The sequence below is a fragment of the Arthrobacter rhamnosi genome, assembly GCF_054510855.1.
This window is the reverse complement of record NZ_JBTNDT010000001.1, coordinates 290,155-311,760: the sequence shown is the minus strand read 5'-3', so window position 1 is coordinate 311,760 and position 21,606 is coordinate 290,155. Positions and strand designations below refer to the sequence as shown.

The following is a 21,606-nucleotide window of genomic DNA, read 5'->3' as shown; positions in this document are numbered from 1 at the left end:
CCGTGCCGGTTCCGATGACCCCGGCAGGGGCGGGGCAGGCGGCCGCGGGGGGCCCGGGCGTGGACGGCGTGCTGTTCGACATCGACGAGACGCTCGTCGACCTCGAACAGGCCATGGGGCACACGCTCCAGTCCATCCCGGATCCTGCACTCGACCACCTCAGCGACGACGACTGGGTCCGGTACAAGGCTCTGTACACGGGTGACCCGCAGAGGCACTATGACCGCTTCCTCGCCGGCGAGCTCACGTTCGAGGAGCAGCGCGTGCACCGGATCCGCCACGCGCGGGCGGGCTTCACCCGTGAACCCTTCCTCGGCCAGACGGCGGATGCATGGGTCCGGGCGTACGAGCAGATGCTTCCCCTGCATTTCCGGGCGTACGACGACGTGGTGCCGCTGCTCGACGAACTCGACGCGCGGGGCATCCCCTATGGAGCCGTGAGCAACAACGTGCACGACTACCAGCGGGCCAAGCTGGATCGGGCGGGCCTCCATCGCATCGCCGTCCTCGTCGGCATCGACGCGGTCGGCGTCGCGAAGCCCGATCCCGCCATCTACCGGGAGGGCGCGAGGCTCATCGGCACCGCTCCCGAACGCACCCTGTACGTGGGGGACAACCGCCTGATCGATGCCGTCGGGGCCCGCTCGGCAGGACTCGTCGGCGTCTGGCTCGACCGCACGGGGATGCGCGGGGAGCCCGGTACGGTATCGGCTCCGGATGCCTCGGGGGACCCGGTGGGACTGTCGGGTGGGGCGGGGAATCCGCTGGGATCCAGCTCCGCCGAGGACACCGTCGAGGTGCCGCGCATCACCGGTCTGGCGGCCGTTTTGCAGTTCCTGCCCTCTATCCGGTAAAGTTATATCTCGGCGCGGAGCGGTTACGCGGTCGAGAACCCAGCAGGATCGGGTCTTCGGGAAGTGCCATTGGGGTATGGTGTAATTGGCAACACACTGGTTTCTGGTACCAACATTCTAGGTTCGAGTCCTGGTACCCCAGCGCACTCCGGCCCTCACGGGCAGGATGGCACAAAGCAGTAAAAACCAGTAGTAGGATGGAAAAGTACTGGCCCCATCGTATAGCGGCCTAGTACGCTGCCCTCTCACGGCGGTAACGCGGGTTCGAATCCCGCTGGGGTCACAGCAGCCTGAACAGGCGCTCGTCCGCAAGGACACAACGGGAAATCCCGGACATCGTTCGATGTCCGGGATTTTCTGTTTTCCGGACGGATGTCGTTTTTCCGGACGGATGTCGTCAGGTAAGTCCGGGACGTGCTGGCGTGGAGCCCTGACCGCAGGGGGAGGGGCTGGCATGATGGAGCCATGAGTGCACCGTCGACCGCCAGCGAAGCCCGGGGGCTACCCCCGCTGTTGCGGGATGTGCGGGGGGCGCTCGAGAACCTCGCGTTCCCCCTGGCCCTGCCGAGCTCGGTCGATGCGAGGGAAGCGGCGGCAGCTGCCCGTGCGCAGCTGAACGACTACATCCTTCCCCGGCTGGCCAGCCTGGACGCGCCACTGATCGCCGTCGTCGGCGGTTCGACGGGTGCCGGGAAGTCCACCCTCGTGAACGCCCTCGTGGGGCGTCCCGTGTCCGGAACCGGCGCCGTCAGGCCGACCACGCGCCAGCCGCTCCTGCTCCACCACCCCGATGACGCAGGCTGGTTCGACGATGCCCGCGTCCTGCCGACGCTCAGCCGGGTCCGGCTGGCGGGCGACGACGGCGCGGAGGACGGGGATCCCGCAACGACACTGGATGTGCCGGGGCACGCCGCCGGGGCGGACACCCTGCTCCTCCGGCCCACCCGGACACTCCCGGCCGGCCTTGCCCTGCTCGACGCCCCCGACGTCGATTCCATCGCGGACGAGAACCGCAAGCTCGCCGGGCAGCTGCTGGCGGCAGCGGACCTCTGGATCTTCGTGACGACGGCCAACCGCTACGCCGACGCCGTGCCGTGGAAGCTGCTGGCCGAGGCGGGGCGGCGCGACGTCCTGGTGGCGGTCGTCCTCGATCGCGTCCCGCCCGGCGTGGAGGAGGAGATCAGGGGTGACCTCCTGAACCTCCTGTCCGCCGAGAACCTCGGACACGCTCCCATCTTCGTCGTCCCGGAACTTCCCCTCGGCCCGTCGCGCATGCTGCCCGCGGACGCCGTGGTGCCGATCAGCCGGTGGCTGCAGGCGCTCGCCGCCGACGCCGAGGGCCGCCGGGACATCGCACGGCGGACCGTGCAGGGCGCCATGCGCGCGCTGGCCGGGCGCATCGATTCGATCGCCGAGGCGGCCACGCAGGAGCAGGCGGTCGGTGACGCCCTGCGTGCCTCGGTCGACGGGGCCTACCGTGACGCGCTGACCGACGTCCTCGCCGCCACCGAGGACGGCAGGCTGCTGCGCGGCGAAGTGCTGGCCCGCTGGCAGGACTTCGTCGGCACCGGTGAATTCATGCGGGGCCTCGAGTCGAGGATCGGCTGGGCACGGGACCGGGTCAGCGCCTTCTTCACCGGCCGGCCGGCTCCTGCCGCGACGGTGGCAGACGCCCTCGGCAGTGGCCTGCAGACCGTCATCGTGGAGCAGGCGGCGCGCGCGGACGAAGCGACCCGCCGGCGCTGGCGGGCGGAGCAGGCCGGCAGGGTGCTGCTCGAGGGGGTACCGCCCTGGCGTGCCGAGGACTTCTCCTCCAGCGTGGCCCGCGAGATCCGGGCCTGGCAGCAGGACCTCCTGCAGCTGGTCCAGGCCGAGGGGGCCGACAAGCGGTTCACGGCGCGGATGCTCTCCTTCGGCGTCAACGGCGTCGCGGTGGCCCTGATGGTGGTGGTGTTCGCCTCCACCGGAGGGCTGACCGGTGGTGAGATCGGCATCGCCGGAGCGTCGGCGATCGCGGGTCAGAAGCTCCTGGAAGCGGTGTTCGGTGATGATGCCGTGCGGCGCCTCACGGCGATAGCGCGGAAGAACCTGTCGCAGCGGGTGGACGGCCTGTTCCGCCACGAACGCGAGGACTTCGACCGCTGCCTGGAGCCGCTGGCCCACCAGACACCGGCGGAGTCGCTGCGCGTCCTGGCCCAGCATCTGCGCACGGCGGTTCCGACCGGACTGCCGGCGGCCGCGGAGGACGGGGCATGAGCCGAGACACCGGAGCGGCGGCGGACGCGCTGCTCGCGACCTCCCTCCTGGCCGCTCTCACCCGTCTCCAGGAGGCGTACGACCTCGGAACGGACCGACTGCCGCAGGACGAGCTCGAGCGCCTCCGTGGCACGCTGGAGCGTGCCGGCGCGCGGCGGTCCCTGTCCGCCGACCACACGGTCGTGGGTGTGTTCGGACCCACCGGCAGCGGGAAGTCCTCCCTCGTGAACGCGCTGAGCGGCACGGACGCCGCGCGGGTGGCGGCACGGCGACCGACCACGTCGGAACCCCTCGCCCTGGTCTGGGGACGTCGGGGGAGCGATGAGCTGCTCGACTGGCTCGGGGTCGGCCAGCGTGTCCAACTGCCGGAGGGTGCCCCCCTCGTGGCCGGATCGCCCGTTCTCGCGTCGCAGGGAAGTACCGCTGCGCTCCGGTCCACGGGCGTCGCCGTCCTCGTCCTCGACGGGCACGAGGGTCATGACCGACAGGACGCACCCGGGGGGCAGGACGGGCAGGACGCGCGCGACGCACAGGGCACCGGCGATCCGACCGCCGGCCCGGCCCGGGACGGAACGACGGGCCTCCGCGGATTCTTCCGGCGGCGGCGCCGTCCCAAGGCTCCCCCCGAGCCCCAGGTCGCGGCAGCAGCGCGGACCGTCGCGGCGGACGACGCCCCCGGCCTGATCCTCCTCGACCTCCCGGACTTCGATTCGACGACGCTCGCCCATCGCGAGATCGTCCAGCGACTCGCCGGGCAGGTCGATGTCCTCCTCTGGGTGGTCGATCCGCAGAAGTACGCCGATGCGGCCCTCCATCACGGATTCCTGCGCGGGCTGGCGACCCACGAGGCCGTCACCGTCGTGGCCCTCAACCAGGCGGACCGTCTGGACCCCCAGGACCTCGAGGCCGTCACGTCGTCGCTGAGGGGCATCCTGGCCGGCGAGGGACTGTCCGACGTCGTCGTCCTTCCGGTGTCCGCACGCACCGGCGACGGCGTCACCACACTCGCCGACGCCATCCGGACCCTCGCCGAGAGCCGGGCAGCAGCCACGCGGAGGATGGCGGCGGACGCCGCGCGCGCCGCGGCGGACCTCCTCCCGTACGCCGGGGAGCACCCGGTGGCCAGGCCGTCCGGGGAGGCGACCACCGCCCTGTCCGACGAACTCGCATCCGCGGCGGGAGTACCGGTGGTGGTCGACGCCGTGCGCAGTGCCTACCGCCGTGATGCGCACGCCGTGGCAGGCTGGCCGGTCACGCGCTGGCTGGCCGGGCTCCGCCCGGATCCGCTCCGCCGGCTGAACCTCCGCCGGGAGGACATCGCCCCCGACATGCGCCGGTCCTCGCTGCCGCAGGGTCAGCCGGCCCAGCGGGCGAAGGTCGACCACGCCCTCCGCGTCTTCGGGGATGCGTCGGCCGCGGGAGCGGTCCAGCCCTGGCACACCTCGATCCGGGATGCCGCGCGCAGTACGGCCGCCGACCTCACCGATGCCCTCGACTCGGCCGTCACCGGCACCGACCTCGAGACCGGCCGGCGGGCATGGTGGGGGATCTTCGGTGTCCTGCAGTGGGTCGCCTTCGCCGCGCTCGCGGGGGGACTGGCCTGGCTCGGCGTCCTGGCCGTTCTCGGCTTCCTGCAGCTCCCCGCGATCGACGTCCCACGGGTGGAGGGGTTCCCGCTTCCCACGCTCCTGATCCTCGGTGGCGTGGTGACCGGCATCCTGCTGGGCGTTCTCGCGGCGCTGCTGGCGCGATGGGGAGCGGCGCGCAGGGCGTCCCGGGTGCGACGGCGGCTCCTGGCCTCCTGTTCGAGCGTCGCCCACGAGGTCGTTCTGCGGCCCGTGGAGGACGAAGTGGAACGCTGCAACAGCTTCCGCACCGCGGTCCGGGCGGCGCTTCAGCGCCCCTGAACTCCGGCCGGCGGGACGTGCCGTCCGTCGTCAGGAGGCCCGGATCGTCAGAGGGCCCGGACTGCCGTGCGGGCGACCGCGTTGTGGCCCGAGCAGACCCAGTCCACGGTTCCCGAGCCGATCCGTTCCGCGAGCACCCCGACGGAACGCGATGCGACCTGCGTGTCGTTGTTCAGCACGGCGTAGAAGGTCCTGACGCGTCCGTCCGCCGAGACCCGGGCGGCGTCGCCCGTGAACAGCACGCCACGCCACTGGTACGCGTAGTGGCCGGGAGTGTGGCCCGGGGTGGGCAGGTACTCGAGCCCCGGGAAGATCTCGCCGGAGCCGCTCAGCTCCCGGGCACCGTCGGGGAACGGGACGCGGGCCACCCTCTGCAGCACCTTCCGGAAGAGCGTCTTCGGCTTCGTGCGGCCGCGGAGGACATCGGCGTCCTCGGCTCCGATCCACACCGTCGCACCGAGGACCTCCTGGAGCCGCTGCGCCGCCTGTGCATGGTCGGCATCGTAGTGTGTGAGGACGATGTCGGTGACGGGGCCGATTCGAGCCTCGCCGGCTCGGAGTTCGGCGATGACGCCGTCGAACCCGGAGGACATGCCCGGGTCGATCACCGCCGTGCGCCCGGCGCCCGAGACGACGAAGCCGTGCGAGCCCTTCTGCTGCTCGAGTTCGTAGCAATCATCGGCGATGAGGCGCATGGCTGTCCTTGTGCTGATCCGGGGGAGAGGCTGGTCGAACACTACCAACGCGACAGTGCTGCCGACAGTGCTGCCGACAGTGCTGCTGAGCGTGCTGCCGACGGTGCTTGCTCCCGGCTCAGGCGAGGAGGCGTACCACCTTGTCCACCGTGTTGATGTTCCGTGTGGTGGACGTCGCCGCGTAGCGTGCCTTCGCGAGCAGCTTCGCGAGCGGGACCTCGGTCGATTGCCCCTTGGGGGAGAACCACCCGATGGCGCTTCCGCCCGCCAGCACCTCCGGCCGTCCGGGAAGTGCGTCGGCCTCGCCGAGGAAGGCCTCGAGGTCCGCGGGAGTCTTGAACAGGGTGACGTAGGTGTGCACGTCGTCCGCCCCCGCCGGAGGCTGGGGAACCGACGCGGCAATCGCGACGAGGTCGGCACGGCCGACGACGATCACCCAGGCGAGGTAGCCGAAGCGGCGCCTCAGTGCTTCCTCCACGCACTCCGTGAGCTCCGCAGCGCCGAGCGAGGACGAGCAGGTGACGTTGCCGCTGGCGAGCACCGTGGCCACATCGGTGACGGGAAGGGTGGCGAGCTCCTCGCGGAGCTCCGCCATCCGGACCGTGATCCCGCCGACGTTCACTCCACGGAGGAAGATGGCGTATCGCTGGGCGGCGTCGGGGCCGGCGCCGGCGTCGGCTGTGGGGCCTGCTCTAGGGCGGCCCGGCATCACTCCGCCTTACCGACGGCGAGGGTCAGCTGGCGTGCGGCGTCGGAGACGACCTCCGCGTGGATCCGCCCCGGTTGGCGGGTGAGGCGTTCCATCGGTCCCGAGATCGAGACGGCGGCGATCACGCGCCCCGAAGGACCGCGTACCGGAGCCGAGACCGATGCCACCCCCGCCTCCCGCTCGCCGAGGCTCTGGGCCCACCCCCGCCGCCGGACGCCGGCGAGGACCGTGGGCGTGAAGCGCGCGCTCTGCAGTCCCTTGAGCAGGCGGTCGTGGTCCTCCCACGCGAGGAGGCACTGCGCTGCGGACCCCGCCTTCATGGAGAGCTGCGTACCGACCGGAATGGTGTCCCGCAGTCCGACCGGGCGCTCTGCCGAGGCGACGCAGACGCGCCAGTCCCCCTGGCGGCGGAAGAGCTGGGCGCTTTCTCCGGTGGCGTCGCGCAGGCTGAGGAGCACGGGGCCCGCCGCCGCGATGAGACGGTCCTCGCCGGCGGCGGAGGCGAGCTCCACGAGCCTGCTCCCCAGGACGAAGCGCCCCTGGATGTCCCGGCCGACCAGGCGGTGGTGCGCGAGGGCGAGGGCCAGGCGATGGACGGTGGGCCGCGCGAGGCCCGTCGAAGCGACGAGCTGCGCCAGGGTGGTGGGTCCGGCCTCGAGGGCGTCGAGTACGAGGGCGGCCTTGTCGATAACTCCGACGCCGCTAGAATTGTCCATAGGATGATATTGCCGTCTCATTATCTGAGACGCAAGCCGCGCGGCTGGCACTCGCCGCACAGCACTGGTTGAGTTGTCGGAGCATCAGTCCCGGCAGCGGCCGCCCCACCGGGTCCCGGCCCGCCGGACAGAAAAGGACGATCGTCATGGGCAAGACACTGGCAGAGAAGGTCTGGGACGCGCACGTGGTCCGCAAGGGCGACGTCGTCGGCGCGGAGGCGCAACCCGACCTCCTCTACATCGACCTGCACCTGATCCACGAGGTGACCTCCCCGCAGGCCTTCGAGGGCCTTCGCCTGGCCAACCGGCCCCTCCGGCGGCCCGACCTCACGATCGCGACCGAGGACCACAACACGCCGACGATCGACATCGACAAGCCGATCGCCGACCTGACCAGCCGCACGCAGATCGAGACCCTGCGCGCCAACTGCAGGGAGTTCGGCGTCCGCCTGCACTCGCTCGGCGACGCGGAGCAGGGCATCGTCCATGTCGTCGGGCCCCAGCTCGGCCTGACGCAGCCGGGACTGACCGTCGTCTGCGGCGACTCCCACACCTCCACGCACGGCGCGTTCGGAGCGCTCGCCATGGGCATCGGCACGTCCGAGGTGGAGCACGTCATGGCGACGCAGACCCTCTCCCTGAAGCCGTTCCGGACCATGGGCATCACGGTCGAGGGGACGCTGAAGCCCGGCGTCACGTCGAAGGACATCATCCTCGCCGTCATCGCCAAGATCGGGACCGGCGGGGGACAGGGATACGTCCTCGAGTACCGCGGGTCGGCCATCCGCTCGCTGTCGATGGAAGCCCGCATGACCATCTGCAACATGTCCATCGAGGCAGGGGCGCGTGCCGGGATGGTCGCGCCCGACGACACGACCTTCGAGTACCTGAAGGGCCGGCCGCACGCGCCCCAGGGCGCGGACTGGGACGCCGCCGTCGCCGACTGGCGCGAGCTGCGCACCGACGGCGACGCCGTCTTCGATGCCGAGGTCTTCCTCGACGCGGACGAGCTCGAGCCCTTCGTGACCTGGGGTACCAACCCCGGTCAGGGTGTCTCCCTCTCGCAGGCCGTCCCCTCGCCCGACGACTTCGCGGACGAGAACGACAAGGCCGCCTGCAACCGGGCGCTGGACTACATGGCGCTCGAGCCGGGTACGCCCATGAAGGACATCCGGGTGGACACCGTCTTCCTCGGGTCGTGCACCAACAGCCGCATCGAGGACCTGCGCATCGCCGCGGACATCATCCGGGGCAGGGAGAAGGACCCCGCGATCCGGATGATGGTCGTCCCCGGATCGGCCCGCGTGCGCCTGCAGGCCGAGGCCGAGGGCCTCGACCGCGTGTTCAAGGACTTCGGTGCTGAGTGGCGGTTCGCCGGCTGCTCCATGTGCCTCGGCATGAACCCGGACCAGCTGGCACCGGGGGAGCGCTGCGCCTCGACCTCCAACCGCAACTTCGAGGGACGGCAGGGCAAGGGCGGACGCACGCACCTCGTCTCGCCCGTGGTCGCTGCCGCGACGGCCGTCCGTGGCACCCTCAGCTCGCCGTCGGACCTGGCGCCCCTTCCCCTCGGCGCCGGCGCCCATGCCGCCGAGCCCACGATCCCAGCAGCCTAGGAGAACGCCATGGAGAAGATCACCACCCACACCGGCATCGGCGTCCCCCTGCGCCAGAGCAACATCGACACGGACCAGATCATCCCGGCCGTGTACCTGAAGCGGATCACGCGGACGGGCTTCGAGGACGCACTCTTCGCCGGATGGCGGAAGGAAGAGGACTTCATCCTCAACCGCGAGCCCTACTCCCGCGGCTCGGTCCTCGTCGCAGGGCCGGACTTCGGGACCGGCTCGTCCCGGGAACACGCCGTCTGGGCACTGAAGGACTACGGCTTCAAGGCCGTCCTGTCCTCGCGCTTCGCCGACATCTTCCGCGGCAACTCCGGCAAGCAGGGGCTCGTCGCCGCCCAGGTGGCGCAGGACGACATCGAGCTCATCTGGAAGATCCTCGAGAACGAGCCGGGCACCACGGTCACGGTCGACCTCGAATCGCGGACGGTGCAGTGCGGCTCGGTCAGCGCCCCCTTCCAGATCGACGACTACACGCGCTGGCGCCTGCTCGAGGGACTGGACGACATCGGCCTGACGCTGCGGCAGGAAGAGCACATCACGGCCTTCGAGGCGAGCCGCCCGTCCTACAAGCCCACCACGCTGCCCGTCCGCACCTGAGGCGGCACCCGCCCCGTGGCACCGCGAGGGCGCCGGCGGCAGTAATGCATGTCACGGGACCCGCAGGCGCTTGCGAGGAATGGCGGCGCACCTGGACGGGTTGCTAACAGCAAACAGGGGATGCGCGAAGTACCCTTGTATTTCTGTCTGCTCCGCGGTGCTCCTATGCTTGGAACGAGCATTTCGGCGTCCGTGGGGTTTCACCATAGAAGGAAAATAGGTATTCATGGGTAGCGTTCTGACCATTCGCGGCGGACTTCCGTTGGCCGGCAAGGTATCCGTCCGCGGGGCGAAGAACCTGGTTCCGAAAGCAATGGTCGCCTCACTGCTGGGGAACACGCCCTCGGTCCTGCGCAACGTCCCGGAGATCAAGGACGTCGACGTCGTCACCAGCCTGCTGCAGCTGCACGGCGTCACGGTGACCAAGGACCCCGTCACCGGCGACCTCACGATGGACCCGAGCGAGGCCAAGATGGCCCGCTCCAAGGACATCGACGCCCACGCCGGTGACTCAAGGATCCCGATCCTCTTCTGCGGGCCCCTGATGCACAGCATCGGCGAGGCCTTCATCCCAGACCTCGGCGGCTGCAAGATCGGCGACCGTCCGATCGACTACCACCTCGAGGTCCTCCGCAACTTCGGCGCGGTCGTCGACAAGCGGCCCGGCGGCATCTCCATCTCGGCCCCGAAGGGTCTGCACGGCGCGAAGCTCACCCTGCCGTACCCGAGCGTCGGAGCCACCGAGCAGGTGCTCCTCACCGCCATCCGCGCGGAAGGCATCACCGAGCTCTCGGGTGCCGCCGTCGAGCCCGAGATCATGGACCTCATCGCCGTCCTGCAGAAGATGGGCGCCATCATCACGGTGCAGACGGACCGCGTCATCCGCATCGAGGGCGTCAAGACCCTCACCGGCTACAACCACAAGGCCATCTCCGACCGCAACGAGACGGCGTCCTGGGCCTCGGCGGCGCTGGTCACCAAGGGTGACATCTACGTGGAGGGCGCCCGGCAGCTCGACCTCACCGCCTTCCTCAACACCTACCGGAAGATCGGGGGCGCCTTCGACGTCGACGACGAGGGCATCCGCTTCTACCACCCCGGCGGCCTCCTCAAGCCACTGGTCCTCGAGACCGACGTCCACCCCGGCTTCATGACCGACTGGCAGCAGCCCCTCGTCGTCGCCCTCACGCAGGCTTCCGGCGTATCGATCGTCCACGAGACCGTCTACGAGAACCGGTTCGGCTTCACGGAAGCACTGATCCGCATGGGCGCCAACATCCAGGTGCACCGCGAGTGCCTCGGCAGCGTGCCCTGCCGCTTCGGGCAGCGCAACTTCCTGCACTCGGCCGTCATCTCCGGGCCGACGCAGCTGCGCGGCGCGGACATCGACATCCCCGACCTGCGCGGCGGCTTCAGCCACCTGATCGCGGCACTCGCGGCGGACGGCGTCTCGCGCGTCACCGGGATCGAGCTGATCAACCGCGGGTACGAGCGCTTCCAGGACAAGCTCGAGGGCCTGGGCGCCGACTTCGACATCACGGAGGATGCCCCGGCTGCCGCCGTGGCACTCTCCTAGGCGGTCCGGCACATGGGGGAGTCACGGGGCTCACGCGCCATGTTCACGTTCCTCGCCTCCTGGGTGAGGCCGGTCATGAACGCCCTGATGGACAAGGAATGGCACGGGCAGGAGAAGCTGCCCGTCGGGACGGGCATGATCATCTGTCCCAACCACGTCACCGAGATCGATCCGGTCGTGGTGGCGCACTTCCTGTACAACCAGGGCGTCATGCCGCACTTCCTCGCGAAGGCGTCGCTGTTCAAGGTGCCGGTGATCGGATCGATCCTGCGCACCATCAAGCAGGTGCCCGTGGAGCGCAGCTCGGCCGGAGCGAACCGGTCGCTCGAAGCCGCTCGCGAGGCCCTCGCCGACGGCGGCGGCATCATCATCTACCCCGAGGGCACCCTCACCCGCGACCCGGACCTGTGGCCCATGAAGGGCCGCACGGGCGCCGCCCGCCTCGCACTGCAGACCGGCGCGCCGGTGGTTCCGATCGCCCACTGGGGTGCGCACGAGGTTTTCCCGCCCTATGCCAAGCGCTTCTACCTCTTCCCTCGCAAGCGGTCCCGCGTGCTCGTCGGGGACCCCGTGGATCTCAGCGAGTTCAGGGGCGCGCCACTGACGAGGACCACGCTCGACCGTGCCACCGACCGCATCCTCGACGCCGTCACCGAGCTGCTGGCGGAGCTGAGGGGCGAGGAAGCGCCCGCCGAGCGGTGGGACCCTGCGGAGAAGCAGCAGAAGCGGATGGGCCGCACCGTCCGGGCGCAGGACGACGAGATGAATCCTGGTGAACCCCTGACCGGAGGGGAATCGTGACAGCGGGGCCGCGTGCCGCGCAGCCCGCGAAGATCGCCGTCCTCGGGTCCGGCAGCTGGGGCACCACCTTCGCGAAGGTGCTCGCGGATGCCTCTCCGGACACGGCGGTCATGCTCTGGTCGCGACGCTCCGAGGTGGCGGCCGAGATCACGGCGGACCACAGGAACTCGCCGTACCTCGGCGACACGCGTCTTCCGGGAAATGTGAGCGCCTCCGCGGACGTCCGGGAGGTCCTGGCCGGAAGCGACCTGGTGGTCCTCGCCGTGCCCGCCCAGACGCTGCGCGCCCAGCTCCCGGCCTGGCGGCCCTTCCTGCCGGCGGACGCCGTCGTCGTCTCCCTCATGAAGGGCCTCGAGGTCGGCACGGACGCCCGCATGAGCGAGGTGATCGCGGAGGAGCTCGCACTGCCGGCCGACCGCATCGCCGTCGTGTCCGGGCCCAACCTCGCCATGGAGATAGCACGCGAGGAGCCGACGGCGTCCGTCGTCGCGTGTCCCGACCACGGGACGGCGGCCTGGATCGCGGCGGCGTGCACATCCTCCTACTTCCGCCCCTACACCTCCACCGATGTCATCGGCGTGGAGATCGGCGGCATCGTGAAGAACGTGATCGCCCTGGCGGTCGGCATCTGCGAGGGACGCCGCATGGGGGACAACACGAAGGCGTCCGTCATCACCCGCGGGCTCGCCGAGACGACCCGCCTCGCCGTGGCGCTGGGCGGCAGGCCGGAGACCATGGCGGGCCTGGCCGGCATGGGCGACCTGATCGCCACCTGCTCCTCCGCGCTCTCGCGCAACCACACGGCGGGCCACCTGCTGGGGCAGGGCCTGACCCTCGACCAGGTGACGGTGAGGATGAACCAGACGGCGGAGGGCATCAAGTCGGCCCAGGCCGTCCTCGATTCCGCCATGAAACTCGGCGTCGACATGCCCATCACCGAAAGCGTCGTGGCCGTCCTCCAGGGACGCCTGTCCGTCAACGACCTGGGGCCGCGACTGCTGGCCCGCAACCTCAAGCCGGAAGGCGATTCCGCACCGTGACCACCGATACTCCTGTCCGCTCCCGCAAACCGCGCGTCCTCGTCCTGTTCGGCGGCCGGTCCAGCGAGCACGCGGTGAGCTGCGTGACCGCGGCGGGCGTCCTCGAGGCGATCGACCGCACCCGGTACGAGGTGGTGCCGGTGGGCATCACCAAGTCCGGCCAGTGGTCCCTCGTCTCGGCCGACCCGTCCTCGTGGTCCCTGCGCGCCGACGTGCTGCCCGAGGTCACCGCGACCGAGCAGGCCGTGGTGATGGGCACTGCCGCCGACGGCAGCGACGGGCAGGAACTCCTCGTCGCCGCTCCCGGGTCCGTCCCCGAGAGCCTGGGCGGCGTCGACGTCGTGCTGCCGCTGCTGCACGGACCGTTCGGCGAGGACGGTACCCTGCAGGGCATGCTGGAGCTGGCCGACATGCGCTACGTCGGGGCCGGGGTCCTGGCGTCCGCGGTCGGGATGGACAAGCACTACATGAAGGTGGTCTTCGCCGCGGCGGGCCTCGAGGTGGGCCCGTACGTGGTGGTGACGGACCGCCAGTGGCGGACCGGCACCGAGGAGAGCATCCAGCGCGCCGCAGCGCTCGGGTTCCCGCTGTTCGTCAAGCCGGCCCGCGCCGGGTCCTCCATGGGGATCAGCCGGGTCGAGGACGCGGACGGCATCCGGGCCGCGGTCGAGGCCGCGCGCGCGTTCGATCCCAAGGTGGTCATCGAGGCCGGGATCCTCGGACGCGAGATCGAGGTGGCGGTCCTGCAGGGTAGGGGCCTGGACGGCCCGCGCACGTCGCTGCCCGGCGAGATCGCCATCCAGCCCGGGGAGCACGCCTGGTACGACTTCGAGGCGAAGTACGTCGACGGTGCTGCCGCCGAGCTGTCCTGCCCGGCGGACCTCCCGCAGGACGTGATCGACCGCGTCCGCAGGCTCGCGGGTGAGGCCTTCGATGCGATCGGCGGCGAGGGACTGTCCCGCGTGGACTTCTTCTACACGCCCGACGGCCGCCTGGTCATCAACGAGATCAACACCATGCCCGGCTTCACGCCGATCAGCATGTACCCGCAGATGTGGGCGAAGTCCGGCCTCGGCTACACCGAGCTCATCGACGAACTGATCGGGCTGGCGCTCGAGCGCGGCACCGGCCTGCGCTGACCGGGAGGTCCCTGCCGGTCGGGACCCGGCAAGGACCTCCCGGTCCTGGTCACCCGGCGGCCGTGACGGCGCCGACCCTGTGCGGAGTGTGCACCGGCCTGTCGGGGACATGGGCGGGTCGCCGCTTGGCGAACTCCGCCCGCAGTTCGGGAAGCACGAGCTCGCCGAAGAGGTCGAGCTGGTTCAGTACCGTCTTCAGTGGCAGGCCGGCGTGGTCGATCAGGAACAGCTGGCGCTGGTAGTCGCCGAAATACTCCTGGAAGGACAGAGTCTTCTCGATGACTTCCTGGGGGCTGCCGACCGTCAGTGGCGTCTGGGCCATGAAACTCTCCATCGTCGGCCCGTGGCCGTAGACGGGGGCGTTGTCGAAGAACGGGCGGAACTCCTTCACCGCGTCCTGTGACTTCCGCGCCAGGTAGAACTGTCCGCCCAGTCCCACGATCGCCTGGTCGGCGGTGCCGTGGCCGTAGTGGGCATAGCGTTCCCGGTAGAGGCCGATGAGCTGCTGGTAGTGCTCCTTCGGCCAGAAGATGTTGTTGGCGAAGAACCCGTCGCCGAAGTAGGCGGCGATCTCCGCGACCTCCGGCGTGCGGATGGAGCCGTGCCAGACGAACGGTGCTACGCCGTCGAGCGGGCGCGGGGTCGAGGTGAAGTTGCGCAGCGGTGTGCGGTACTTGCCTTCCCAGTTCACGACGTCGTTGTCCCACAGCTGGCGCAGCAGGTTGTAGTTCTCGACGGTCAGTTCGAGGCTGTCCTGCTGGTTCTTGCCGAACCAGGGGTAGACGGGCCCTGTGTTGCCGCGGCCGAGGATCAGGTCCACGCGCCCGTCGGCGAGGTGCTGCAGCGTGGCGAAGTCCTCCGCGATCTTGACCGGGTCGTTGGTGGTGATCAGGGTGGTGCTGGTGGACAGGGTGATGCGCTCGGTCTGGGCTGCGATGTAGCCGAGGAGGGTGGTCGGGGAGCTGGCGTAGAAGGGCGGGTTGTGGTGCTCGCCGGTCGCATAGACGTCCATGCCGATCTCTTCGACCTTCCTGGCGATGGCAACAGCGGCCTTGATGCGCTCACCCTCGGTGGGCGTCTCGCCGGTGAGGGGGTTCCGGGTGACGTCACTGACTGTGAAAACACCAATTTCCATGATTCTTCTCCGAAGCGGTTATAGGGGTGAACGGCGGGTGGCCCGGGGTTCAGGACGTCGGTCCCTGGATCCTTGCCAGGAGGTCCTCGAACGGTGCGGACGGTTCCAGCTGGTGGGCAGGGCGTGCTGGGGGCTGCCCGGCGAGCATTCCGGCCAGTTCCCGTGCGGCACGGCGCGACCTCTGTTCCAACGCGGGTTCGTCGTCGGTGCCGGCGCCCCAGTCCTGGGGCGCCGCATAGACGGCAGTGGGAGCCACCCGTGCCCGCAGGTAACTGAAGAGGGGCCGCAGGGCGTGGTCGAGAACCAGGGCGTGACGCGCGCTGCCGCCTGTCGCCCCCAGGAGAACGGGCATGCCCTCCAGCGCGGTGTTGTCGATGACATCGAAGAAGGATTTGAACAGTCCGCTGTAGGACCCCGAGAACACAGGACTGACGACGATCAGGGCGTCCGCGTCCGTGACGTTCCGGATGGCGGCGGCCAGGGCAGGGGGCGCGAAGCCGCTCACCAGATGGTGCGCGATGTCCACTGCGTGGTCGCGGAGCTCGAGGACGTCGACGGTGACGTCGGAACCGGACCGGGACAGCTCACCCTTCACGGCGTCCGACAGCACATCTGCAAGCATTCGACTGGACGACGGGACACCGAGTCCCGCTGTGACAACTGCGACCTTCATTCTGGCACCCTCTCTAGTAGATGCATATGCATCGATTCCTTCAACACGTCGAGGCGTCGAGTCATTCCCGAGGTACCTGCCGTTGCAGGAGGGCCTGCCGATCCGGCGTCGCTAGGCCAGGACGACGACGCCGAGCAGTGAGACTCCCGCCAGCAGCAGCGTCGAGGCTGCACCGACCACGGCGAACCGTCCCCCCGTGCGCAGGAGGCGCCGGACGTCGATCCCGGCGCCCAGTCCGAACATCCCGGCGGCCAGCAGGACGGTGGCCACGGTGCGGCCGGCATCCAGGACCGGCGGAGGCAGGACGCCGAGCGAGCGCAGGACGACCAGGGCCAGGAAGCCCAGGACGAAGAGGGGCACGAGGGGTGCGGCCGCCCGCCCGTTCCCGTCCGCGGCGGTCGTCGTGCCGTGCCGATTCGAGCGTCGTCGTTCCCCGAGGCCCGCTGCCGCTGCGACCGGCGCCAGCATCAGGACCCGCCCCAGCTTGACGACGGTCGCCGCGGCGAGCGCTGTCGCCCCGGCCGTACTGGCGACGGCCACCACCTGTGCCACCTCATGGACGGCGAGGCCCGACCACACGCCGAACGCCGTCGGGTCGAGGCCGAGGAGCGTGTTCAGCAGGGGCAGGGCGATGATCATGAGGGATCCGTACAGCGTGACCATGGCGACGGCGGAGGCCACCTCGTCGTCGTCCGCGTCCGCGATGCCCTGCATCCCGGCCACCGCGGACGCGCCGCAGATGGAGAAGCCCGCTGCCATCAGGAGCGCCCCGGCCCGGCTCAGCCCGAGGCGCTCACCGAGCCAGAGGGTGGCGTAGAAGCTTCCGGCGACGCACGCGACGATGAGCAGGAGGACCTGCGGGCCCAGGGCGAGGATGTCCGGCAGGGCGAGCTGGAGTCCGAGCAGGACGACGCCGGCGCGCAGCAGGCGCTTCGTCCCACCGCCGATGCCCGTGCGGAGTGTCGCCGTGAAGAGGCCGGAATTGCCCAGCAGGATCCCGAGGATCAGGGCGATCACGAGGGCCCCGAGGACCGTCTGGAGGCCGGCCAGGCCCAGCGCTGCGGTGACGCCGGCCGCGAGCACCAGAAGACCCGGGATCCACGCTCGGAGCTGGGGATCCCGGGTCTTCGGGGTGGTGCTGCGGCTGTTCATCGGTGGCGCGATCCTTCCGGCCGCCCGGCGGCAGCATGGTGCTCTCCGGATCGATTGTGCCAGAGTGCCGCCGTGCCCCCCGTGCCTTCCGCCGCCGGTCCTAGACGATGCCCTCGGTCAGCGCGTTGGGCGTGCCGAACCGGTGCGCCGTGATGCTGATGGCCTGCTCCTGCAGGAACGGGAGCAGCTCCACTCGGCCCGATTCGGTGACGGGCTGTGCGTAGATCGCGAGGTCGGGACGTCCGCCGGTCGCGGCGGCCAGCGCGGACAGGCCCCCGCCGATGAGCCGGACGCGCCGGACGGGAAGCGCTGCTGCCCGTGCCAGCCATGCGCCGTCGTCCTCGATGGTGAGCGTCTCGGCCTGTTCCCCGACGACGGTACGGAGCGCCGCCGGGAGCTCCACGGCACTCGAGACCGCTACCGGGGCGCCGGCCGCCTTCGCCGCGAGGAGGACACGGACGAGATCGGCGACGGGGGCGCCGTCCGCGAGGCGCACCGTCACGGGGTGGGCCAGGTAGCGGAAGAGGTTGCGTTCGGCCGAGAGGCCGGAGACATCCTTCACCTGGCCGAACTCCCCGTTCCAGGCCGTGGCATCGGATGCCGCGGCGCGGCCCAGCCGGGCGAGGTCTGCTGCGGGCAGGCCCGCCGAGCGCGCAGCGGACAGCAGCGGAGCCACGGCGGGCAGGGGCGCACCCTGGGCCACCGATTCCCGGGGCGTCCAGGTCCCGAGTCCCACGAGGTAGTTGGGACCCCCTGCCTTGGTGCCCGCCCCGACGGCGGACTTCTTCCAGCCGCCGAAGGGCTGGCGCTGCACGATGGCACCGGTGATGCCCCGGTTGACGTAGAGGTTGCCGGCCTGCACGCCGTCGATCCAGGTGGCGATCTCACGGCTGTCGAGGGAGTGGATGCCGGAGGTGAGGCCGTAGTCGATGTCGTTCTGCAGGACGATGGCGTCCTCGAGCGTCGGCGCGGTCATGATGCCGAGGATGGGGCCGAAGTACTCCGTCAGGTGGTACGTCGATCCCCGCTTCACGCCGTCGCGCACGCCGGGGCTCCACAGCCTGCCCGAATCGTCGAGCCGCTGCGGCTCCACGAGCCAGGACTCGCCGTCCCCGAGGGTCGTCAGCCCGTCGAGGAGCTTGCCGGCGGCCGGCTCGATGACGGGGCCCATCTGCGTGGAGGGGTCCGACGGGTACCCGACGGACAGCGAGGTCACCGCGTCGAGGAGCTGGTTGCGGAAGCGCTGCGACGTGCCCACGCTGCCCACGAGGATGACCAGGGAGGCGGCCGAGCACTTCTGCCCGGCGTGGCCGAAGGCGGACTGCGCGACGTCCTTCGCGGCGAGGTCGAGATCGGCGCTCGGTGTCACGATGATCGCGTTCTTGCCGGACGTCTCGGCGAGCAGCGGCAGGTCGGTGCGGAAAGAACGGAAGAGCTCCGCCGTCTCGTACCCGCCGGTGAGGATCACGCGGTCCACCCGGGCATCGGAGATGAGCCGGCGCCCGAGGTCGCCCTCCTCGACCTGGACGAGGTGCAGGACCTCGCGCGGCACGCCCGCGGCCCAGAGTGCCTCGATCATGACGGAACCGGAGCGGCGGGCCTGCGAGGCCGGCTTGATGATCACCGACGAGCCGGCGGCGAGGGCGGCGAGGGTCGATCCCGCGGGGATCGCGACCGGGAAGTTCCACGGCGGTGTCACCACCGTGAGGCGGACGGGGGAGAACGAGGCGCCGTCCACGTCGTCGAGCTCACGGGCGCGCTCGGCGTAGTAGTGGGCGAAGTCCACGGCTTCGGAGATCTCGGGATCCGCCTGGTCGAGGGTCTTCCCGGTCTCGGCGGCCATGACCTCCATGAGGTCGGCACGGCGTGCCTCGAGCGCGTCGCCCGCTCGGTGGAGGACGGCCGCGCGCTCGGCACCCGTCAGGGACCCCCAGGAGGACGCTGCGGCGACCGCGCCGGCGATGGTGTTCTCGAGGTCCTCCGCCCGGGTGAGCGTGGTGGCGGCGACGACGTCGTTGCCCAGTTCGGAGGTGGTCACGCGCTCGAGGATCGCCCTGCCCCAGGCCCGGTTGGCCGGGAGGGACGGGTCGGTGTCCGGGGTGTTGGTGAATCCGGACCCGGGGTGGGCCGGTTCGGGGAGGGTGCGGTCCTGCCGGCGGTTCGGTGCCGGGATGGAGGTGTCCAGCGCTGCCAGCGACGCGAGGAAGCGGTTTTTCTCGCGCTCGAACAGAGCCTCGTTCTCGGACAGTTCGAAGACCGCCGACATGAAGTTGTCCTGGCTTGCGCCCTCTTCGAGGCGGCGGATCAGGTAGGCGATGGCGACGTCGAACTCGCCCGGGTGCACCACGGGCGTGTAGAGCAGCAGCGACCCGACATCGCGCTTGACGGCCTCGGCCTGGCCCTGCGCCATCCCGAGGAGCATCTCGAACTCGATGCCGGAGCGTACGCCCCGCTCGCCGGCGAGGAGCCAGGCGAAGGCGAGGTCGAAGAGGTTGTGGCCCGCGACGCCGATGCGCACGTTGTCGACGCGCCCGGGCTGCAGGGCGTAGTTGAGGACGCGCTTGTAGTGCGTGTCCGAGTCCTGCTTCGTGCCCCAGGTGGCGAGCGGCCAGTCGTGGAGGGAGGCCTCGACGTGTTCCATCGGGAGGTTGGCGCCCTTGACCACGCGGACCTTGATGCCGGCACCGCCCCTGGCGCGCCGGGCTGCCGCCCACTCCTGCAGCCGGATCATCGCCGCGAGGGAGTCGGGGAGGTAGGCCTGCAGCACGATCCCTGCCTCGAGGTCCGTGAACTCGGGCCGGTCGAGGATCGCCATGAACACGGCGATCGTGAGGTCCAGGTCCTTGTACTCCTCCATGTCGAGGTTGATGAACTTCGGCTTCTCGGACCGGGCGGCGAGCGCGTAGAGGGGTGCGAGCTTCTCGGCGACGTGCTCCACGGCCTCCTCGAAGGCCCACGCGGGGTGCGGGGCGACGGTGGAGGACACCTTGATGGAGACGTAGTCGACGTCCGGGCGCTCGAGGAGCCGGACCGTGCCTTCGAGGCGGCGTTCGGCCTCGTGCTCGCCGAGGACGGCCTCGCCGAGCAGGTTCACGTTGAGCCGGATGCCCTCGCGCCTGATCTTGCTGATGGACCGCCCGAGCCGGGCGTCGGAGGCGTCGATGATGAGGTGCCCCACCATCTCCCGGAGGACGCGGCGGGCGATGGGGATGACGACCTGCGGCAGCACGGGGGCGACGGCGGCGCCGACCTTCACGGCCGAGCGCATGTACCAGGGGAGGAAGCCGGGGACCTTCGGAGCGATGGCCCCGAGGTTGCGGGCTGCGACCGAGAGGTCCTCGGGGCGGATGACGCCGTCGACGAAGCCCACCGTGAAGGCGAGCCCGTTGGGGTCCTTGAGGACGCCCGCGAGCTGCTTGGCCGAGGAGTCCACCGGTACTTTCGATGCCTCGGTCAGCCAGCGCCGGACGAGGGCGACCGATGCGTCCGGCAGTCCTGCAGGGATGTCCGTCGTCCCGCCGGGAGCGGCGGAGAACCGGGGGGCGCGGTCCGACCCCGGGTAAGGGGTGGGGTGCGCGTTCTGGAGCGCCGGGCTGTCGGCGAGGCCCTCGAGGGGCGGGATCTGGGTTGTCATGGCAACGGCTTTCGGTTCGACGGCTTCCGCCGGTCACAGGATGAAGCAGCTACTTCACGTCCAGTATCGGCCCGGCCGTAGGATTAGGAAAAGCGATGATTATCGAAGGGTATTCATCAGTAGAACCGAACCGGGAGGCCCCGTGCTCGACCTGCGCAGACTGCGCCTGCTCCGCGAACTCAAGATCCGCGGAACCCTCGCCGACGTTGCCGCCGCCCTCAGCTACAGCCCCTCCTCCGTGTCCCAGCAGCTTGCCCTGCTCGAGAAGGAAGTGGGCGTGGAGCTGCTCCGGAAGACCGGCCGGCGGGTGGTCCTCACGGCGCAGGCCGACGTGCTGGTCGCGCACACCGCCGAACTGCTCGAGACACTGGAGCGGGCGGAAGCCGACCTGGCGGCCTCCCTGACCACGGTGTCCGGCACCGTCCGGGTGGCGGTCTTCCAGTCGGCTGCCCTGGCGCTCATGCCCGATGCCCTGACGGTCATGACGCGCGACTATCCCGACGTGCGGGTGGAGATGGTGCAGCGGGAGCCCGAGACGGCCCTGTACGAGACGTTCGCGCGGGACTTCGACCTCGTGATCGCCGAGCAGTACCCGGGCCACGCGGCTCCCCGCCACCCGGAACTCGACCACGTGCCGCTGACGGAGGATGCGATCCGCCTCGCCGTCCCGCTGGTCGGACCCGCCGCCGGGATCTCCTCGGTCGCCGGGGCGGCGGGAGCGGCCTGGGTGATGGAGCCCCGGGGGGCGGCGTCCCGGCACTGGGCGGAGCAGGCATGCCGGCTCGCCGGGTTCGAGCCCGACGTCCGGTACGAGACGGCGGACCTCCAGGCGCAGATCCGGCTGATCGAGTCGGGCAACGCCGTCGCCCTGATGCCGGACCTCGTGTGGACCGGCCGCAACGTGCCGGTGCAGCTGTTCGACCTCGACGAGAACCCGCGCCGGTCCATCTTCACCTCGGCGCGCCGTGCCGGTGCGCGCCGGCCCGCCGTCCTGGCCGTCCGCGAGGTCCTCGAACGCGCCGCGGCAGGCGTGAGCCGTCCGGACCGGGTGCCGCAATAAATGGTCCCCCCGTCCTGTTGACTCCTACGACACG

The 21,606-nt window shown here is 70.5% G+C and carries 17 protein-coding genes and 2 tRNA genes; 12 read left to right on the top strand and 7 right to left on the bottom strand.

The features are described 5' to 3' along the window. Positions 1 to 2: 2 nt before the first annotated feature. The 5 genes from ACX80I_RS01575 to ACX80I_RS01555 all read left to right on the top strand — a co-directional run bounded on the left by ACX80I_RS01575 (position 3) and on the right by ACX80I_RS01555 (position 5,017). Positions 3 to 854, top strand: coding sequence for an HAD family hydrolase (locus ACX80I_RS01575; RefSeq protein WP_459343421.1), 852 nt, complete (start codon positions 3 to 5; stop codon positions 852 to 854). 70 nt (positions 855 to 924) lie between these two features. Next, positions 925 to 996: transfer RNA gene (locus ACX80I_RS01570), tRNA-Gln, on the top strand. Between the two features lie 68 nt (positions 997 to 1,064). Further along, positions 1,065 to 1,137, top strand: a tRNA-Glu gene (locus ACX80I_RS01565). A gap of 182 nt (positions 1,138 to 1,319) precedes the next feature. Next, positions 1,320 to 3,110 carry a dynamin family protein gene (locus tag ACX80I_RS01560; protein WP_459343420.1) on the top strand — a complete coding sequence of 597 codons (1,791 nt, stop codon included), beginning with the start codon at positions 1,320 to 1,322 and terminating at the stop codon, positions 3,108 to 3,110. Further along, entirely contained in the window at positions 3,107 to 5,017 is a 1,911-nt protein-coding gene (locus tag ACX80I_RS01555) for a GTPase (RefSeq protein ID WP_459343419.1), read from the top strand. Before ACX80I_RS01560 ends, ACX80I_RS01555 begins: the two co-directional genes overlap by 4 nt. Before the next feature lie 47 nt (positions 5,018 to 5,064). Here the strand turns inward: ACX80I_RS01555 and ACX80I_RS01550 are convergent, their stop codons facing one another. The 3 genes from ACX80I_RS01550 to ACX80I_RS01540 form a co-directional block, all read right to left on the bottom strand. Next, entirely contained in the window at positions 5,065 to 5,712 is a 648-nt protein-coding gene (locus ACX80I_RS01550) for an MBL fold metallo-hydrolase (protein WP_459343418.1), read from the bottom strand. 118 nt (positions 5,713 to 5,830) lie between these two features. Next, the gene (locus ACX80I_RS01545) at positions 5,831 to 6,421 is read right to left on the bottom strand and encodes a DUF1697 domain-containing protein (protein WP_459343417.1); all 591 of its coding nucleotides are present in this window, start codon (positions 6,419 to 6,421) and stop codon (positions 5,831 to 5,833) included. Next, a complete protein-coding gene (locus ACX80I_RS01540; protein WP_459310915.1) occupies positions 6,421 to 7,137 on the bottom strand; it encodes an IclR family transcriptional regulator in 717 nt (238 codons plus the stop codon). Before ACX80I_RS01540 ends, ACX80I_RS01545 begins: the two co-directional genes overlap by 1 nt. A 146-nt stretch (positions 7,138 to 7,283) precedes the next feature. On the opposite strand from ACX80I_RS01540, the gene leuC reads away from it, so the two are divergent. The 6 genes from leuC to ACX80I_RS01510 all read left to right on the top strand — a co-directional run bounded on the left by leuC (position 7,284) and on the right by ACX80I_RS01510 (position 13,918). Further along, a complete protein-coding gene (gene leuC / locus ACX80I_RS01535) occupies positions 7,284 to 8,753 on the top strand; it encodes a 3-isopropylmalate dehydratase large subunit (RefSeq protein ID WP_459343416.1) in 1,470 nt (489 codons plus the stop codon). Between the two features lie 9 nt (positions 8,754 to 8,762). Beyond that, positions 8,763 to 9,362, top strand: a complete 600-nt coding sequence (gene leuD / locus ACX80I_RS01530) for a 3-isopropylmalate dehydratase small subunit (protein ID WP_459310913.1) — start codon at positions 8,763 to 8,765, stop codon at positions 9,360 to 9,362. A 226-nt stretch (positions 9,363 to 9,588) separates the two neighbouring features. Further along, a complete protein-coding gene (gene murA, locus ACX80I_RS01525) occupies positions 9,589 to 10,938 on the top strand; it encodes a UDP-N-acetylglucosamine 1-carboxyvinyltransferase (protein WP_459343415.1) in 1,350 nt (449 codons plus the stop codon). Positions 10,939 to 10,950: 12 nt separating this feature from the next. Next, on the top strand, positions 10,951 to 11,739 hold the full coding sequence (locus ACX80I_RS01520) for a lysophospholipid acyltransferase family protein (RefSeq protein ID WP_459343414.1): 789 nt from the start codon (positions 10,951 to 10,953) through the stop codon (positions 11,737 to 11,739). Next, positions 11,736 to 12,779: an NAD(P)H-dependent glycerol-3-phosphate dehydrogenase gene (locus tag ACX80I_RS01515; RefSeq protein WP_459343413.1), complete on the top strand. Its 1,044-nt coding sequence runs from the start codon at positions 11,736 to 11,738 to the stop codon at positions 12,777 to 12,779. The genes ACX80I_RS01520 and ACX80I_RS01515 overlap by 4 nt, the downstream gene beginning before the upstream one ends. Then, positions 12,776 to 13,918 carry a D-alanine--D-alanine ligase family protein gene (locus ACX80I_RS01510; RefSeq protein WP_459343412.1) on the top strand — a complete coding sequence of 381 codons (1,143 nt, stop codon included), beginning with the start codon at positions 12,776 to 12,778 and terminating at the stop codon, positions 13,916 to 13,918. Before ACX80I_RS01515 ends, ACX80I_RS01510 begins: the two co-directional genes overlap by 4 nt. Before the next feature lie 49 nt (positions 13,919 to 13,967). On the opposite strand, the gene ACX80I_RS01505 is transcribed toward ACX80I_RS01510, so the two are convergent. The 4 genes from ACX80I_RS01505 to ACX80I_RS01490 form a co-directional block, all read right to left on the bottom strand. After that, positions 13,968 to 15,053, bottom strand: a complete 1,086-nt coding sequence (locus ACX80I_RS01505; RefSeq protein WP_459343411.1) for a CE1758 family FMN-dependent luciferase-like monooxygenase — start codon at positions 15,051 to 15,053, stop codon at positions 13,968 to 13,970. A 49-nt stretch (positions 15,054 to 15,102) separates the two neighbouring features. Next, positions 15,103 to 15,726, bottom strand: coding sequence for an FMN reductase (locus ACX80I_RS01500; protein ID WP_459343410.1), 624 nt, complete (start codon positions 15,724 to 15,726; stop codon positions 15,103 to 15,105). A gap of 111 nt (positions 15,727 to 15,837) precedes the next feature. Next, positions 15,838 to 16,878, bottom strand: coding sequence for a YeiH family protein (locus tag ACX80I_RS01495; protein WP_459343409.1), 1,041 nt, complete (start codon positions 16,876 to 16,878; stop codon positions 15,838 to 15,840). A 100-nt stretch (positions 16,879 to 16,978) separates the two neighbouring features. Continuing rightward, the gene (locus tag ACX80I_RS01490; RefSeq protein WP_459343408.1) at positions 16,979 to 20,512 is read right to left on the bottom strand and encodes a bifunctional proline dehydrogenase/L-glutamate gamma-semialdehyde dehydrogenase; all 3,534 of its coding nucleotides are present in this window, start codon (positions 20,510 to 20,512) and stop codon (positions 16,979 to 16,981) included. 142 nt (positions 20,513 to 20,654) lie between these two features. Between ACX80I_RS01490 and ACX80I_RS01485 the strand changes: the two genes are divergently transcribed. After that, positions 20,655 to 21,572 (top strand): LysR substrate-binding domain-containing protein, encoded by a 918-nt coding sequence (locus ACX80I_RS01485; protein ID WP_459343407.1) that lies wholly within the window; start codon positions 20,655 to 20,657, stop codon positions 21,570 to 21,572. Positions 21,573 to 21,606 lie beyond the last annotated feature (34 nt).

Excerpts from the sequence above, each read along its gene's own strand:
- ACX80I_RS01560 (WP_459343420.1), top strand. The coding sequence starts at position 1,320 with ATGAGTGCACCGTCGACCGCCAGCGAAGCCCGGGGGCTACCCCCGCTG.
- ACX80I_RS01555 (WP_459343419.1), top strand. The coding sequence starts at position 3,107 with ATGAGCCGAGACACCGGAGCGGCGGCGGACGCGCTGCTCGCGACCTCC.
- ACX80I_RS01550 (WP_459343418.1), bottom strand. The coding sequence starts at position 5,712 with ATGCGCCTCATCGCCGATGATTGCTACGAACTCGAGCAGCAGAAGGGC.
- ACX80I_RS01545 (WP_459343417.1), bottom strand. The coding sequence starts at position 6,421 with ATGCCGGGCCGCCCTAGAGCAGGCCCCACAGCCGACGCCGGCGCCGGC.
- ACX80I_RS01540 (WP_459310915.1), bottom strand. The coding sequence starts at position 7,137 with ATGGACAATTCTAGCGGCGTCGGAGTTATCGACAAGGCCGCCCTCGTA.
- leuC (WP_459343416.1), top strand. The coding sequence starts at position 7,284 with ATGGGCAAGACACTGGCAGAGAAGGTCTGGGACGCGCACGTGGTCCGC.
- leuD (WP_459310913.1), top strand. The coding sequence starts at position 8,763 with ATGGAGAAGATCACCACCCACACCGGCATCGGCGTCCCCCTGCGCCAG.
- murA (WP_459343415.1), top strand. The coding sequence starts at position 9,589 with ATGGGTAGCGTTCTGACCATTCGCGGCGGACTTCCGTTGGCCGGCAAG.
- ACX80I_RS01520 (WP_459343414.1), top strand. The coding sequence starts at position 10,951 with ATGGGGGAGTCACGGGGCTCACGCGCCATGTTCACGTTCCTCGCCTCC.
- ACX80I_RS01505 (WP_459343411.1), bottom strand. The coding sequence starts at position 15,053 with ATGGAAATTGGTGTTTTCACAGTCAGTGACGTCACCCGGAACCCCCTC.
- ACX80I_RS01500 (WP_459343410.1), bottom strand. The coding sequence starts at position 15,726 with ATGAAGGTCGCAGTTGTCACAGCGGGACTCGGTGTCCCGTCGTCCAGT.
- ACX80I_RS01495 (WP_459343409.1), bottom strand. The coding sequence starts at position 16,878 with ATGAACAGCCGCAGCACCACCCCGAAGACCCGGGATCCCCAGCTCCGA.
- ACX80I_RS01490 (WP_459343408.1), bottom strand. The coding sequence starts at position 20,512 with ATGACAACCCAGATCCCGCCCCTCGAGGGCCTCGCCGACAGCCCGGCG.